General features: G+C 69.2%; 12 protein-coding genes. 7 read left to right on the forward strand and 5 right to left on the reverse strand.

The window, feature by feature from the left end; all coding sequences use genetic code 11:
- Positions 1 to 79: 79 nt before the first annotated feature.
- From metX to FHY09_RS03210, 6 genes are all read left to right on the forward strand, one after another.
- Positions 80 to 1,114, forward strand: a complete 1,035-nt coding sequence (metX, locus tag FHY09_RS03185; RefSeq protein WP_166924037.1) for a homoserine O-succinyltransferase MetX — start codon at positions 80 to 82, stop codon at positions 1,112 to 1,114.
- Positions 1,111 to 2,367, forward strand: a complete 1,257-nt coding sequence (locus FHY09_RS03190) for an O-succinylhomoserine (thiol)-lyase (RefSeq protein WP_166924039.1) — start codon at positions 1,111 to 1,113, stop codon at positions 2,365 to 2,367. Before metX ends, FHY09_RS03190 begins: the two co-directional genes overlap by 4 nt.
- A complete protein-coding gene (locus tag FHY09_RS03195) occupies positions 2,364 to 3,446 on the forward strand; it encodes a homoserine dehydrogenase family protein (RefSeq protein ID WP_166924041.1) in 1,083 nt (360 codons plus the stop codon). The genes FHY09_RS03190 and FHY09_RS03195 overlap by 4 nt, the downstream gene beginning before the upstream one ends.
- Before the next feature lie 50 nt (positions 3,447 to 3,496).
- Positions 3,497 to 4,213 (forward strand): response regulator transcription factor, encoded by a 717-nt coding sequence (locus FHY09_RS03200; RefSeq protein ID WP_456362687.1) that lies wholly within the window; start codon positions 3,497 to 3,499, stop codon positions 4,211 to 4,213.
- 691 nt (positions 4,214 to 4,904) lie between these two features.
- Positions 4,905 to 9,008, forward strand: a complete 4,104-nt coding sequence (locus FHY09_RS03205) for an ESPR-type extended signal peptide-containing protein (RefSeq protein ID WP_166924043.1) — start codon at positions 4,905 to 4,907, stop codon at positions 9,006 to 9,008.
- A gap of 65 nt (positions 9,009 to 9,073) precedes the next feature.
- Positions 9,074 to 10,897, forward strand: coding sequence for a S8 family peptidase (locus tag FHY09_RS03210; protein ID WP_456362688.1), 1,824 nt, complete (start codon positions 9,074 to 9,076; stop codon positions 10,895 to 10,897).
- A 45-nt stretch (positions 10,898 to 10,942) separates the two neighbouring features.
- On the opposite strand, the gene FHY09_RS03215 is transcribed toward FHY09_RS03210, so the two are convergent.
- Positions 10,943 to 11,935 carry an alpha/beta fold hydrolase gene (locus FHY09_RS03215; RefSeq protein WP_166924046.1) on the reverse strand — a complete coding sequence of 331 codons (993 nt, stop codon included), beginning with the start codon at positions 11,933 to 11,935 and terminating at the stop codon, positions 10,943 to 10,945.
- A 64-nt stretch (positions 11,936 to 11,999) separates the two neighbouring features.
- A complete protein-coding gene (locus FHY09_RS03220) occupies positions 12,000 to 13,382 on the reverse strand; it encodes an L-serine ammonia-lyase (protein ID WP_166924048.1) in 1,383 nt (460 codons plus the stop codon).
- A gap of 97 nt (positions 13,383 to 13,479) precedes the next feature.
- On the opposite strand from FHY09_RS03220, the gene FHY09_RS03225 reads away from it, so the two are divergent.
- Complete coding sequence (locus FHY09_RS03225; RefSeq protein WP_166924050.1) at positions 13,480 to 13,701, forward strand: glutaredoxin family protein; 222 nt, start codon at positions 13,480 to 13,482, stop codon at positions 13,699 to 13,701.
- Positions 13,702 to 13,759: 58 nt separating this feature from the next.
- Here FHY09_RS03225 and FHY09_RS03230 read toward each other — a convergent pair whose 3' ends face one another.
- Genes FHY09_RS03230 through FHY09_RS03240 form a run of 3 tightly spaced genes read right to left on the reverse strand, consistent with a single transcriptional unit; the run spans position 13,760 to position 15,564 of the window.
- Positions 13,760 to 14,329, reverse strand: coding sequence for a YceI family protein (locus tag FHY09_RS03230; RefSeq protein WP_166924052.1), 570 nt, complete (start codon positions 14,327 to 14,329; stop codon positions 13,760 to 13,762).
- A gap of 3 nt (positions 14,330 to 14,332) precedes the next feature.
- Positions 14,333 to 14,905, reverse strand: coding sequence for a cytochrome b (locus tag FHY09_RS03235; protein WP_166924054.1), 573 nt, complete (start codon positions 14,903 to 14,905; stop codon positions 14,333 to 14,335).
- Positions 14,902 to 15,564 carry a YceI family protein gene (locus FHY09_RS03240; RefSeq protein ID WP_456362689.1) on the reverse strand — a complete coding sequence of 221 codons (663 nt, stop codon included), beginning with the start codon at positions 15,562 to 15,564 and terminating at the stop codon, positions 14,902 to 14,904. The genes FHY09_RS03235 and FHY09_RS03240 overlap by 4 nt, the downstream gene beginning before the upstream one ends.
- Positions 15,565 to 15,613: the final 49 nt, after the last annotated feature.

Consider the following 15,613-nt stretch of genomic DNA (forward strand, 5'->3'; position numbering starts at 1 on the left):
TGAACCGCGCCGACCGGACGCGAGCCCGCGAAGGCTCGATGGCCAGTTCCCCGGGAACCTTCCCCCACCGGATACCGCCATGAGCTTCGCCACCCAACCCCGTGTTTCTCCCGTCGAACCTTTCGTCCCCCTCAGCGTGCCGGTCGAGGATCGTGTGCATGGCCTGCGGGGCGAGCTCGAGGTGATGCTCGACCTGCGCCATGCCGGCCCACGGCGGGTATGCCTTCGCTACGAATGCAGCGGACCGCGGGACGCGCCGGTGATCGCCCTTGCAGGCGGCATCAGCGCCAACCGGCACGCGGCCGCCAGCGCCGCCTTTCCCGAGCGGGGCTGGGTCGAAGGACTGATCGGGCCGGGCCGTGCGCTCGACCCGCAGCGGCGGCGGGTGCTGGGCATTGATTTCCTCGGCGCCGACGGCACGCTCGATGTGCCCATCGATACCGCCGACCAGGCCGATGCCCTGGCACGGGTGCTGGACCATCTCGGGATCGAGCAGTTGCAGGCGTTCGTCGGTTACTCCTATGGCGCGCTGGTGGCCCAGCAGTTCGGCCTGCGCCACCGCGACCGCGTGGCGCGGCTGGTGCTGGTCAGCGGTGCGCATCGCGCGCACCCGTATGCCGCTGCGTGGCGTGCCCTGCAACGCCGCGCCGTGGCGCTGGGCCAACTGCAGTGCAGCGACGAAAACGGGCTCGCACTGGCACGCCAGTTCGCCATGCTCAGCTACCGCACGCCGGAAGAATTCAACGAGCGCTTCGATGCCGCGCCGGAAGTCATCAACGGACGCGTCCGGGTGGCCGCCGAGGACTACCTCGATGCCGCCGCCGCGCAGTACGTGGCGCGCACGCCGGTGACCGCCTGGCTGCGCCTGTCCGAATCCATCGACCTGCACCGCATCGACCCCTCCGCGTTGCTCTGCCCCTGCGTCGTAGTCGCCGTCGAGGGGGATCGCCTGGTGCCGCTGGCCGACCTCGTCGCGCTGGTCGAAGGGCTCGGCCCGCGCGGCAGTCTGCGCGTGCTCCGTTCGCCCTACGGCCACGACGCCTTCCTCAAGGAAACAGATCGCATCGACGCGATCCTTGCCTCCGCCATCCGCACCCCGGGAGTCCCTGCATGAGCCCTCCGTCCAACAGCGCGCCGCGCGCCCTGGTTCCCTGTTCGCGCACCACCGCCGCCGTACGCGCCGGCATCGATCGCGATACCGCTCATGGTGCGGTGACACCGCCCATCGTGCTGTCGTCGAACTTCAGCTTCGAAGGGTTCGGGGTCAAGCGCCAGTACGACTACACCCGCAGCGGCAATCCCACCCGCGACCTGCTCGGCGAGGCCCTGGCCGAACTGGAAGGTGGTGCCGGGGCCGTGGTGACGGCCACCGGCATGGGCGCGATCAACCTGGTGCTGCAGGCCCTGCTGGGGCCGGAAGACACCCTGGTCGTGCCGCACGACGCCTACGGCGGCAGCTGGCGGCTGTTCAATGCGCTGGCGTCGAAGGGGCAGTTCAAACTGGTGACCGCCGATCTCACCGATCCGAACGCCCTGGCCCGGGCGCTGGCCGGCCGGCCGGCGCTGGTGCTGGTGGAAACGCCGTCCAATCCGCTGCTGCGCATCACCGACCTGCGCCTGGTCATCGAGCAGGCCCACGCGGCCGGTGCGCGCGTGGTGGTGGACAACACGTTCCTGTCACCGGCACTGCAGCAGCCGTTGTCGCTGGGCGCTGATCTGGTGCTGCATTCCACCACCAAGTACATCAACGGCCACAGCGACGTGGTCGGCGGCGCAGTGGTGGCCCGCGATGAGGCGCTTGCGCAGCAGCTCACGTGGTGGGCCAATGCGCTGGGCCTGACCGGTTCGCCGTTCGATGCGTTCCTGACCCTGCGTGGCCTGCGCACGCTCGATGCGCGCCTGCGCGTGCACCAGGAAAACACCGCCGCCATCGTGGCCCTGCTGGCAGCGCATCCGGCCGTGCGCCAGGTCTTCTACCCCGGCCTGGCCGAGCATCCGGGGCATGCGGTCGCGGCCCGGCAACAGCGTGGCTTTGGCGCCATGCTCTCCTTCGAGCTGGCGACCGGCGAGGGCGCCGATCCGCATGCGGCGGTACGCGCGTTCGTCGAAGGGCTGCAGTACTTCACGCTGGCCGAGTCCCTGGGCGGCGTGGAGAGCCTGGTGGCCCATCCGGCCACCATGACCCATGCGGCGATGAGCGCTGAGGCACGTGCGGCCGCAGGGATCAGTGATGGCCTGCTGCGGTTGTCGGTCGGCATCGAGAGCGAGCAGGATCTGCTCGCCGACCTGCGCGCGGGCCTGCAGCGCGCCCAGGCCGTGGCCCATCCCGCTGTCCGCGTGGTGCGCCGCGAACAGGTGGATGCATGAACGCGGTGGTGGCCCGGGCCAGCGCTCCTGCAGGCCGGCTCGTCCTGCTGGGTACCGGCACGGTAGGCACCGCGTTCGTGCAGCGTCACCAGGCGCTGCACGAACGTGGGCTGGCGCTGCCCACGCTGGCGTGGCTGGCCAATTCACGCACCGCGCGCCACTGCGATGACAGCCCGGCGAAGGCGCTGCAGCAGGCCAATGCGGCGTTGCGGGCGGGGGCGGCGTCCTCGCGCTGGACAGAAGCCGACGGCCTGCAGCAAGGCGATCTGGTGGTGGACGCCACCGCATGCGATACGGTCGCCGAGCGCCATGCGCCGTGGCTGGCGCGTGGGGTGCACGTGGTCACCGCCAACAAGCTCGGGCAGGGCGCCCAACTGGCGCGCGCACAGGCCATCGCCGAGGCCTGCCGGCGCAGTGGCGCGAGGTACGGCGACGGCGCCACGGTGGGCGCCGGGCTTCCCCTGTTGAGCAGCGTGCGCGCGCTGGTGGCCGGCGGTGACCGCATCCGGCGCGTGGAAGGGGTGCTGTCAGGCTCGCTGGCCTGGCTGTTCCACCATTACGACGGGCAGCGTCCCTTCTCGGCGTGGGTGAGCGAGGCGCTTCGCGCCGGCTATACGGAGCCGGATCCGCGCGTTGATCTTTCCGGCGAAGACGTACGGCGCAAGCTGTTGATCCTGGCCCGCGCCAGTGGCATCGCACTGGATGTGGACCAGGTGGAAGTGAGCTCGCTGGTGCCGCCGGCGCTGGCCAGGCTGTCGTCTCCGGCCGTGCCTGCCGCGTACGAGCCGCTGGACGTGCCGCTGCTGGCTCTGTGGAGGCAGGCCCAGGCAACGCAGGGCTGCCTGCGTTTCATCGGAGGATTTGATCGCGACGGCGCGCGGGTGGGACTGCGTATCGTTGATCGGGATGATCCCCTGGCCGGCGGGGCCGGCACCGACAACCGGGTGGTGATCCACAGCGATCGGTATGCCGCGCAGCCGTTGGTGGTGCAAGGACCTGGCGCGGGCGCGGACGTCACGGCGGCCGCGTTGCTGGACGACGTACTTCGCATCACACGTGAGACCCGTCCTATCCGATAGCGCGGGAAAGATTGATTACCATCGATGGCCCGTAACGCTGGCGGATCGACGTGAACGAGCCTGATATTTCTGCATTGCGGATTGCCGTATTGGAAGACGACGTGTTGCTGCGCGAACGGATCCTGCTGCCGCGCCTGCGCGAGCATGGGTTCGAGGTGACCGGACTGGCGACCGCGGCCGCCCTGCGCACGCTGCTGGCCACGTCGGTCCCCGATATCGTCGTCCTGGATGTCGGGCTCCCTGATGATGACGGTTTCAACGTGGCGCAGTCGTTGCGGCACCAGCACCCGGCACTGGGCGTGGTGATGCTGACCGGGCGCCAGGACAGCCGTGACCGCATCCGCGGGCTGGTGGATGGGGCAGATGCCTATCTGGTCAAGCCCGTGGAGGTCGGCGTACTCGCCGCCACGTTGCACAGCCTGGGGCGCCGCCTGGGCACGGGCGCGGCAGCGCGGACCAGCAGCGACACGGCCGGGACCGCGCGCTGGCGCCTGGATGCTGGTGGCTGGCGGCTGCTGGCGCCTGATGGCCGCGCGGTGGCACTGACCAAGAGCGAACGCCCTGTGGTGCACCGCCTGTACGGCGAGGCCGGCGAAGTGGTGGCCCGCGATGCACTGATCGCCGCGTTGACCGCCGATGTCTACGCATTCGATACGCACCGCCTGGATTCGCTGATCCATCGCCTGCGCCGCAAGGTGGTCGAGGCGTGCGGTACGCCGCTGCCGCTGGCGGCGGTGCATGGCGAAGGCTACGTGTTCACGCCCTGAGCCGAGGGCATCTGCAGCCGCAGATACCAGTCGCGATCCACGCCGACGTTGACGGCGATGATGCCACTGGCCGCGTCGGACCCTCGTGCGCGTGGGACGGGCGGGCTCCAGACCGCGACCGCACGGCTTCGTGCTGGGCAAGAGGGCGAGGACCCGTGCCCTGATCCGTGCATCCCGGCCGGTACCGTGGCCGATGACGGTCAACCGCGGGGTGCGCCCACGGCATCGCCATGTCGATCACTACCCCGGCGCGGGTCTGCAATCACCCCCGTGCGTTGACCGACAGACCGGCCGACGGCCCGACCCGGGTGTACGTCGCGCCCGGCGTGTCGACCGGAATGCAGCGTGACTCCGCAGCCAGCCAGAGCAGGCCGAGGGCTCGCCGTTTCCGGCGATGTATGCCGCAGCCTACCCACGTTCGCAGCGCACCTTCACGAGGCGGCGAACGTGCGGTTTCAAGGGGGTCTGGTGAGCGTGAGAACCCAGTGAGAAATCGGTGATATGGCGTGCGTGACAGCGCACGTCGCTGAACCGTACGTTCAGTCAGCGCCGCGATGGCGGTGGTGCCCCAGCGCACCGCAGACACGTCATCGGGCCGTCTTTGAAGCGTCTTTTCCAGTTCCGTCAGCCCTCGGCTGTGCGCGGACGGGAGAGCTTCGCTTTGTCATTCGCATCAGGAGAGAGGTGCTGCATGAACAAGATTTTCGGGCGGGTGTGGAATCGTGCCCTGGGCCAGTGGGTCGTCGTGTCGGAGCTGGCGCGTCGTCGTCGCAATGGCGCGCGTCGCCTGCGCGTGGTGGTGGCCGCAGCGACACTGCTGCCACTGGGGGTCATGGCGGCAGCGCCGACGGAGCTCGCCGAATGTGCCGATGATGACGTGACCTGCAAGTCCACCCGCGCGTATCTGCAGATCGATGGGGCGGCTGACGGCACCGACGATGCCATCGCCAGCGGCACCGGTGCGCTCGCACTCGGTGTGCAGGCCTACGCCGAAGGCAACTCGACCACTGCGGTGGGGTCGCTGGCGCAGGCCGTGGGCATCGGCGCGAGCGCGTTCGGACAGAACGCGCAGGCCTATGCCGATGCCGGGACGGCGATCGGCCAGAGCGCCCTGGCCGTTGGCCTGGGCAATACCGCGCTGGGCGCCAGCGCGGCGGCCGAAGGCGATCAGGCCGCCACCGCGCTGGGCGCCCTGAGCTACGCCGCCGGGCAGGGCTCCACGGCCGTGGGGGCCAATGCACAGGCGCTGGGGCCGGGAAGTGTCGCGGCTGGTTTCGGTGCGGCCACCAACGGCGAGGCGGGCGTGGCGATCGGTGCCAATACCGTGGCCGCCGGCGGGGACTTCACCGTTGCCGTGGGCAGCTACGCAGTCGCCGTCGGGAACGGAGCGGCCACGCTGGGCAGCGAGGCGATGAGCGACGGCGATTTTGCCACGGCCGTCGGCCACGCCGCCGCCGCCGTGGGCGACGGCGCGGTCGCTCTCGGAGGCGGGGAATGGACTGATCTCAACGGCAACGGCCAGCCCGATATTGGCGAGGCGACGTATGCCAATGGTTCGCAGGCCGTTGCGATCGGCAGCCTGGCAGGTGCGGAGGGGACCGGCGCCCTTGCGCTGGGCAGCCAGGCGGTGGCGGTCGGCGAAGGCACGCTGGCGGCAGGCCGCAGCAGCGTGGCCGATGGTGATGGCGGCACGGCCGTGGGCGATGACAGTGGGGCGTTCGGCACGGATGCAAGTGCACTGGGCCGCGGTGCCCACGCGGGCGCCGATTACGCCACGGCCGTGGGGGCCACGGCGCTTGCGCAGGGTGAAGGCAGCGTTGCGGTGGGCACGGGCGCGACAGCCACCGCACAGCGGGCGATGGCGCAGGGTTACGGCGCTGTGGCAACGGCGGACTCGGCCATCGCGCTGGGTGATGCCAGCACGGCACAGGGCGCCGGCGCGGTGGCACTGGGTTCGCTCTCCACTGCCCGCGGTTATGCGGCTTTGGCTCTGGGAGGAGAGGCGCAGGCCAACGGCAATTCTTCAATCGCACTGGGCACGGCGGCGGTTGCCGATGCGCCGTCCAGCGTCGCCGTCGGCGCGGGTGCGATCAGCGATGGCGATTTTTCCAGTGCGTTCGGGCCGCAGGCCTGGGCCGGCGGTGCCGGTTCGGTGGCGCAGGGCATGGGCGCCCAGGCCGAAGGCTGGCGGGGCATTGCCATCGGCTATGTGTCTTCCGCAAGCGGCGACGGCGGCGTGGCCATCGGCGGGCAACTTGTCTGTGAAGAATTCTGTCTGCCGTTCACCACCGCCGCCAGTGGCCTCAACAGTGTCGCGCTGGGGGCCGGTGCACAGGCCGGCGGCGTGGGGGGCCTTGCGTTGGGCGCCGCCGCGGTCTCGGCGGGACGCAAGTCGATCGCCATCGGACAGGACAGCCAAGGCGTGGCGGAAAACGGGGTGGCTCTCGGCACCGAGGCCATGGCATGGGAAGCGGACGCGGTGGCCTTGGGCAGTTACTCGGTCGCCGATCGAGCCGGCACAGTGTCGGTGGGCAGCGCTGGCAGCGAACGGCAGATCACCAATGTCGCCGCTGGGACACAGGCGACCGACGCGGTCAATCTCGCCCAGCTGCAGGCCGTACAGGACCAGGCCGGCAACGTGCGCTACCTGGCCGTGGAGGGCGCGGACGATGGCAGCGACGATGCGCAGGCCCGTGGCCAGGGAGCCGGTGCGATTGGCGCGGGGGCCAATGCCGACGGTGACGGGGCCTTGGCCAGCGGCTACCAGGCCAGTGCGTTCGGAACCGGGGCGGTGGCCTCCGGTGCCCAGGCGCTGGCATTCGGCGACGGCGCGGTGAGCATCGGGGGCAACAGCAGCGCGACAAGCACCAACACGACGGCCATTGGCCAGGGCACCAGCGCAACGGGCGAGTTCAGCACGGCCACCGGTGGCAGTTACGCCGGCCTGATCAACAATGTGCCCGTCGAGCTGAGCACCATCGCCAGTGGCCCGGGCGCTTCGGCCTATGGCGCAGGTGCCCAGGCCACGGGGGGCTATTCGGTGGCCGTGGGCGCCGCAGCCAACGCGACGGCGGCACAGACGACAGCCGCCGGCTTCAACGCCTCGGCAACAGGTGGCCTCAGCGTGGCGATCGGCGCTTACAGCAGGGCCACCGGGGTCCGGGGCATGGCCGTGGGGTACAACTCGCTCGCCGCGGGTGAGTCGGCGCAGGTATTTGGCTGGCACGCACAGGGAAATGGCGACATGAGCACCGCGCTGGGGTATTCCAGCAGGGCAGACGGCAACTATTCCATGGCCATTGGCCCCTTCGCTGAAGCCAGTGGACCCATCTCCAGCGCCATCGGCCAGTGGGCCAAGGCCAGCAACGCAATGGCCATGGCCCAAGGCCTTTACGCGGAAGCCTCCGGCTGGCAGTCCATGGCGCAGGGCACCTACGCCCTGGCCAGCGGCTGGCAGTCCATGGCGCAGGGCAGCTACGCCTTGGCCAGCGCTACAGGCGCGATCGCCATTGGCACGGATGCCAAAGCGACTGCTGTCAACGCAACGGCGCTCGGCACCGGCGCGGTAGCCGACCGCGCCAACAGCGTGTCGTTCGGATCGGTGGGAGCGGAACGTCAATTGACGAACGTCGCCGATGGCACGGCAGCGACCGATGCGGTCAACAAGCGTCAGCTCGATGCGGTGGTGGCCTCCGTCGGCGGTGATATCGGCGAGCTCGCCGAAAGCGTCGTGCGCTACGACGGGACCGACAAGTCGACGGCGACGCTGGCGGGTGCTGACGGCACCACCCTGCGCAACCTGCGGGCTGGCACGATGTCATCCGACGCGGTCAATGTGGCCCAGCTCGACAGTGTGGCCAGCGTGCTGGGTGGCGGCGCCGCACTGGGCAGCGACGGCATGCTGATCAGTCCGGTCTACACCGTGCAGGGCCAGCGCCTGGGCACGGTCGGCGGGGCGTTCAGCGCGCTGGACAATGCGCTCACCGGCCTCGATTCGCGTGTCAGCCAGCTTGAGCTCGGCGCGGGCGCGGGCCCGGGCCCGGGCAATGGCGGGGCCGGCAGCGTGCCGGTGGGATCGGGCGACGGGCTGGCGCTGGGCGAGGGCAGCCTTGCACAGGACGTCAGCGATACCGCGGTCGGTGGAGGCGCCAGCGCCGAAGGAAGCAACGGAACCGCAATAGGCAGCAACAGCAGCGTTGGAAGCGACGCCAGCAACGCGGTGGCCGTGGGCGCCGACAGCCGCGCGGGCGCGGCGGGGTCGACCGCGCTCGGCCAAGGCGCCAGCGCCACGGCCAGTGGTGCGGTGGCGATCGGCCAGGGCTCGATCGCTACGGAGGCCGATACCGTCTCGGTGGGCAGCGCGGGCAACGAACGCCGCGTCAGCAATGTGGCCAACGGCGTCGCGGCGACCGATGCAGCCAACGTGGGTCAGATGCAGGCCGGCGATGCGCAGACATTGTCCTCGGCACGCAGCTACACAGACAGCCGTTTCCAGACCCTGGATGACCGCTTCACCGAAACCACGCGTGAGCTGGACCGTCGCCTGGGTCTGCAGGATCGCCGGATCGACCGCCAGGGCGCGATGAGCTCGGCCATGATGAACATGGCCATCAACGCGGCCGGAAGCCGGAGCCCGCGAGGTCGCATCGCGGCCGGCGCCGGCTGGCAGAACGGGGAGCAGGCCCTTTCGGTGGGCTACGGCAAGCAGATCGGCGAGCGCGCCAGTTTCAGCATCGGCGGTGCGTTCAGCGGTGACGACCGCTCGGCCGGTGTGGGCTTCGGTATCGATCTGTGATTCACAGGGCCACCGGTCCTGTGATCGGCGGCCCTTCCTTCCGTTTGTTTTCTGGAGAGATGGACATGAACAAGCCTTCCCTGCTGCGCGGTTCCCTGTTGGCTGCCGCCATCGCCATGGGCCTTGCGGCCGGCGTGGACGCCAGTGCCGCCGACATCATCCACGGCCCGCGCCACATCCCGGCCACCGCACCGTCCAGCGTGCAGCGCTTCATCGTCAAGTACCGGCCCGGTACGGCACAGGCCCGCGATCGCCAGCAGGCCGCCTTGACGCTTTCGGCGGCTGCGCAGCGCAGTGTGCCAGGCAGCGCGCGCGGCGGCGTGCCGCACATGACGTCGCTGCGCAGAACCGCGCAGGGCGCCGATGTGGTGCTCGCCGCTCGGCCGATGAGCACGGCCGAGAGCGAACGCTTCCTGCAGCAGCTGAAACAGGATCCGAGTGTGCAGTACGCGCAGGTGGATCGCCGCATGTACGCGCTGGACACCCTGCCGAACGATCCGCAGCTGCCGGTCTACCAGTGGGACACGCTCAACACCCTGGGCGGCATCCATGCCCCCGCTGCGTGGGATGACAGCAGCGGCGAAGGCCTCGTGGTGGCGGTGCTGGACACCGGCGTATTGCAGCACGTGGACCTGGCCGCCAACCTCGTGCCGGGCTATGACATGGTGTCCTCCTACGGGCAGGACGATGACTCGCCTGATATCGCCGTCGACGGCGATGGGCGGGATCCCGACCCCACCGATCCCGGTGACTGGAGCGATGGAACCCTGTGCAGCCCAAGCACAAGTTCCTGGCATGGCACGCACGTTGCCGGGACCGTTGCGGCGGTCGCCAACAATGGCAAAGGCATCGCAGGGGCCGCCTACGGTGCGCGGGTGCAACCGGTTCGCGTCCTCGGACGCTGCGGCGGTTTCACCTCCGACATCGCCGATGCGATCGTCTGGGCCTCTGGCGGGCAGGTCGAGGACGTGCCGGACAACGCCACGCCGGCCGAGGTGATCAACCTCAGCCTGGGCGGCCAGGGCGCCTGTTCGGAAGAACCCGCGCTGCAGGAAGCCATCGATGCGGCGCGCGGTCGGGGCACCACGATCGTGGTGGCGGCGGGCAACAGCAGCAGCGATGCGGCGCTCTTCTCCCCGGCCAGCTGCACGGGGGTCATTGCCGTGGGCGCGACCGGATTCACCGGAGCCAAGGCGAGCTACAGCAACTATGGCAGCATCGTCGCTCTGGCCGGGCCGGGCGGTGACATCGACCGCAGCATTCCCGTCTCACGCGGGGCCATCTGGTCCACCGGTGATGGGGGGTCCACTGTCGCCAACGGCGACAACGTTCTGGTGGGCCTGACCGGCACCTCCATGGCGTCGCCGCACGTGGCCGCTGTGGCTGCCCTGGTGCAGTCTGCGGCGGTCAAGGCGGGCCAGGATCCGCTGACCCCCGATCAGGTACGCGATGTCCTGGTGCGATCGGTCCGTCCGTTCACGGTGCAGCCGCCGGCCGACCAGCCGCTGGGTGCGGGCCTGGTCGATGCCTACCGCGCGGTGCAGCTGGCGATGGGCAAGCCGCTGCCGGAACTGCCGAAGCCGACATTGGAGAACAACACGCTGCTGAGCGGCCAGGCAGGTGCGGCGGGCCAGTCGCGGCTCTACGTGTTCGATGTACCGGCCGGCACGACCAGCCTCAACCTGCGTTCGCTGGGAGGCACGGGCAATGTCAGTCTGTATGCCTCCGCGGGCATCGAACCCAGCGTTGAAAACGCGCAGTACCGCTCGATCAGGCCGGGCAATGCCGAGGCAATCGTGGTGAGCCGTCCGCAGCCGGGCACCTGGTACCTGCGCGTAGTGGGCGAGAGCGATTTCAGCAACGTGTCACTGCTGGGCATCGCACGCTGACCCGGTGATGGGCCGGGGCAGGCAGGGGCCTGCCCCGCTCACTTCTCATCGTGCGGCGCTGAGTGCCTTCAACAGCGCCGCGTTGAACTGGTCGGGATCCTGTACCTGCGGCGAGTGTCCCAGCTCGGCGAACTCCACCAGCTGCGCACCGGGTATGGCCGCGGCAGCCGCCTTGCCCAGCGCCGGGTAGTTGCCCAGCACCGCCTTCAATGCGGGCGGCGCCAGATCGCGGCCGATGGCCGTGCGGTCCTTCTGTCCGATGAGCAGCGTGGTGGGCACCGCAATGCGCGGAAGCTCGTGCACCACCGGCTGGTTGAACACCATGTCCGAGGTCAGCGCCTGGCTCCAGGCCACCGCCTCCCTGCCGGCGCCGGCATACATGCCGGCCTGCATGCGTGCCCAGCGCTCGAAGCGCGGCTGCCAGTCACCGTTGTAGTACACGTCCAACTGGTAGCGCTTGATGCTCTCGAAACCGGTCTTGAGTTCGTTGGCATACCACGCGTCCACGCTGCGCCAGGGCACACCCAGGGCCTGCCAGTCCTCCAGGCCGATCGGGTTGACCAGCGCAAGGCTCTGCGTCTGTTGCGGGTACAGCAGGGCATAGCGTGCCGCGAGCATGCCGCCCATCGAGTGGCCGACGATGTGCGCGCGCTCCACGCCGAGAGATTGCAGCAGCGCGTGCGTGTTGGCCGCCAGCTGGCCGAACGAATACTGGTAACGCTCGGGCTTGCTGGATTTGCAGAAGCCGATCTGGTCCGGCGCGATGACCCGGTAGCCGGCCTCGCGCAGCGGCTGCAGGGAGGCCTCCCACGTGGCGGCGCAGAAATTCTTGCCATGCAGCAGCACCACCGTGCCGGCGGTGCGGCCGACGGGCGCCAGATCCAGATAGGCCATCTCCAGGTGGGCCTGCTGCGACTGCAGCGCGAAGGTCTTCACCGGGTGCGGATACGTGAAGCCTTCGAGGCGGGGACCATAGACCTCGGCCGCAAGGCCGGTGAGGGGAAGGCAGGCGAGCAGTGCAGTGGCCAGCAGGCGCATGGGGGGGCTCCGATCGATAAATACCGAGCCTACCGCGGATGCGATGACGGGCGCGCCGCAGCGCTCAGCACTCGATCACATTCACGGCCAGGCCACCGCGGCTGGTTTCCTTGTACTTGTCCTGCATGTCGCGGCCGGTATCGCGCATGGTCTTGATGACCTTGTCGAGCGAAACCTTGTGCTTGCCATCGCCGCGCATGGCCATGCGCGAAGCATTGATCGCCTTCACCGCGCCCATCGCGTTGCGCTCGATGCATGGAATCTGCACCAGGCCGCCGATCGGGTCGCAGGTCAGCCCGAGGTTGTGCTCCATGCCGATTTCGGCCGCGTTCTCGATCTGGCTCGGGTTGCCGCCGAGCGCGGCGACCAGGCCACCGGCGGCCATCGAACAGGCCACGCCGACTTCGCCCTGGCAGCCTACTTCAGCGCCGGAAATGGAGGCATTTTCCTTGTACAGGATGCCGATCGCCGCCGAGGTGAGCAGGAAATCGAAGATGCGCTGTTCGGTGGCGCCCGGGCAGAAACGGTCGAAGTAATGCAGCACCGCCGGCAGCACGCCCGCCGCGCCGTTGGTGGGCGCGGTGACCACGCGGCCACCTGCCGCGTTTTCTTCATTGACCGCCAGTGCGTACAGGTTCACCCAGTCCAGCGTGGTCAGCGGATCACGCATGGCCGCTTCCGGCTTGGAGGAGAGTTCGCGGTACAGCACCGGTGCGCGGCGGCCGACCTTCAGGCCACCGGGGAGCACGCCATCCTGGCGGATGCCGCGCGACACGCAGGCCTGCATGGCCTGCCAGATCTCGCGCAGGCTCTGGCGGATCTCGTCTTCGCTGCGCCAGGATTTCTCGTTCTCGAACATCATCTGCGCGATGGTCAGGCCACTGCGCGCGGTCTGCGCGAGCAGTTCATCGCCGCTCCTGAACGGGTAGGGCAGCGGGGTTTCGTCCGGCACGATGCGATCATCGGCCGCATCATCCTGGTTGACCACGAAGCCGCCGCCGACGGAGTAGTAATCGCGCGTGGCGATGACCTCCCCCGCGCCATCGTAGGCGGTGAAGCGCATGCCATTGGTGTGGTAGGGCAGCTTCTGGCGCTTGTTCATGCCCAGGTCGCGCTTCTCGTCGAAGGCGATCTCGTGCTGGCCCATCAGGTTGATGCGTTTGCTGCCGCGGATGCGCGCAAGGGTGGTCGGGATGATGTCCGGATCGATCAGGTTCGGACGCTGGCCTTCAAGCCCTAGCAATACGGCGGTATCGGTGCCGTGGCCGCGGCCGGTGAGTGCCAGCGAGCCGTACACATCGGCGCGGATGCGGGCCACGTCCTGCAGACGGCCGGGGTCGAGCAGCCACCGGTGCACGAAGCGCTCGGCCGCCTTCATCGGACCGACGGTATGCGAGGAGCTCGGGCCGATGCCGATCTTGAAGACGTCGAAGGTGCTGACTGCCATGGATGCCGTGCCGCAGGTACCGGGAAAGGCGCTAGTCTACCGGTTGCCGCCGCCCGCCCGTGGCTGCGGCGCAGCATGCCGATCCGTGGAGGGCGTCTTGTTCATCCTGTACCAGCGCGACGACTGCCACCTGTGTGACCTGGCCCTGGCCGTGCTGTCCCGGGCGCGTGCGCCCGCTTTTGAATCGGTGTTCATCGATGGCGACGCCGGGCTGGAAGCGCGTTACGGCGGGCGCGTTCCGGTGCTGCGCCATCCCGCCAGTGCTAGCGAGCTGGATTGGCCGTTCGACGTGCCAGCGGTGGAGGCCTGGCTGCCGTAGAGCGCGGCCCCGCGCGGTGGCTTTCGCCGTGCAGCCGGGCAGGGCGGGCCCTGTTCGCTTACTTCGCCTTCAACACCACGCGGGTGCTGATCGCGGTTTCGTTCGGGATGGTGCCGGTATCGGCCCAATCGCCGCCGCCCACGCCGAAGTCCAGGCGCTTGACCGTGGCCTTGCCGGTCAGCACCGGCTGAGTGCCCGGTGTCCAGGTGAAGGTCAACGTGACCGGCTTGCTTACCCCGCGCAGCTGCAGCGTGCCGTCGGCCGCGTACTGGTCCTTGCCCAGCGCACGGAACCCGGTGGCCTTGTAGGTGGCCTGGGCGAACTGTCCGACATTGAAGAAATCCGCGCCCTGCAGCGTGGAATCACGGTCGGCATTTCCGCTGCGCGCGCTGGCCAGCGGAATGGTCACTTCCAGGTGGCCGGCCGCCGGGTTGGCCGGATCGAAGCTGACCTTCGTCTCGAACCCGGGGAAGGTGCCGGTGAACACTTCACCGTCGTACTTGGTGCCGAAGGCGAGAGTGGAGCCCGGGGCCTGCACATAATCGGCGGCCACTGCCGGTGCGGTGGCGGCGAGCAGGCCGACCAGGGCGGCGGCCACGGCCGCGGGGGAGCTGAACTTGGGGGTCATCGATCAATCCTTCTGGGGAGGCGCGATCCAGCCGCTGGGCAGCATGCGGACCAGGGTGGTGTCGCGCTGGTGGAAATGATGGAACAGGGCCGCGCCGGCATGGGCCAGGACCACGGCGATCAGCAGCCAGAACCCATATTCGTGGATGGCATGCGACACCGCGACCGCCTGCGGGTCCGGTCCACTGAGCTTGGGCACATCGACCAGGCCGAACCAGCGGAAGGGGCGCAGGCCGCTGGCCGAGTCGTACAGCCAGCCGGACAGGGGAAGGGCGAACATCAGCACGTACAGCAGGCCGTGTGTGGCCGCGGCGATGCGTTCCTGCCAGCTGGGCGTACCGGGGACGGGCTCGGGCCTGCCGGCCGCCAGGCGCCAGGCCAGGCGCAGCACGACCAGCGCCAGCACGGTGATGCCCAGCGACTTGTGCGCGGTGTAGACCCAGAAATACTTCGGCGTCCTGGGCAGTTCGCCCATTGTCAGCCCGACCACGCCCAAGGTGAGGATCAACGCGGCGATGAGCCAGTGCAGTGCCTGGCTGACGTGGCCCCAGCGGTCGGCGGGATTGCGCAGGGTCATGATGAGGTGTCCTGGGGGGAAGTGGACTGCGACTGCGGCGACGGGGAAGAAGTTTCCGGCGCCGCCGCGTTGCGGTCGAGCACCGCTTCTGCCTCGATGCGAAGATCGACCGTGTCACCGATCATGCTGGACCAGGCCGTGATCCCGAACGCACTGCGGCTGAGGGTGGCCGTCGCCGAGAAGCCTGCCGTGCGGCGGAAGGGGGGGAGTGGATGGCGCTTGACCGCGTTGAGTTCCACGTCCATCACCACTTCGCGGGTGACGCCACGCAGGGTCAGCAGGCCGATGACGCGCGCATGCCGCGCATCCACCGGTTCGATGCGCTCGGAGACGAAGCGCGCTGTCGGAAAGCGCTCGCCATCGAGCAGGTTTTTCGCCAGCGTCGCCTCGTTCCACTTGCGGTCGCCCAGATCAAGGCGTGCCAGGGGCACTTCGACGTCCAGCCACGCGCTGGCCCAGTCGTCCGGATCGAACCGCAGCGTGCCTTCGCTGCCGGACACCGTGCCCAACGCGCTGGAGAAGCCGGCATGTTCGACCGTGAACAGTACGCGCGTATGGACAGGATCCAGGCGATAGCTAGACGGCTCGGCACGGGCGGCCGTGGGCAGCGTGCCGAGCAGCACCAGCAGGGGCAGGACTATCAGTGAGCGCGGGAGCACATCGGATCTCCGGAGTGGATGGACGGATCATACGCACGCAGTCGGGGCT

Source organism: Xanthomonas sp. 60, from assembly GCF_011761925.1.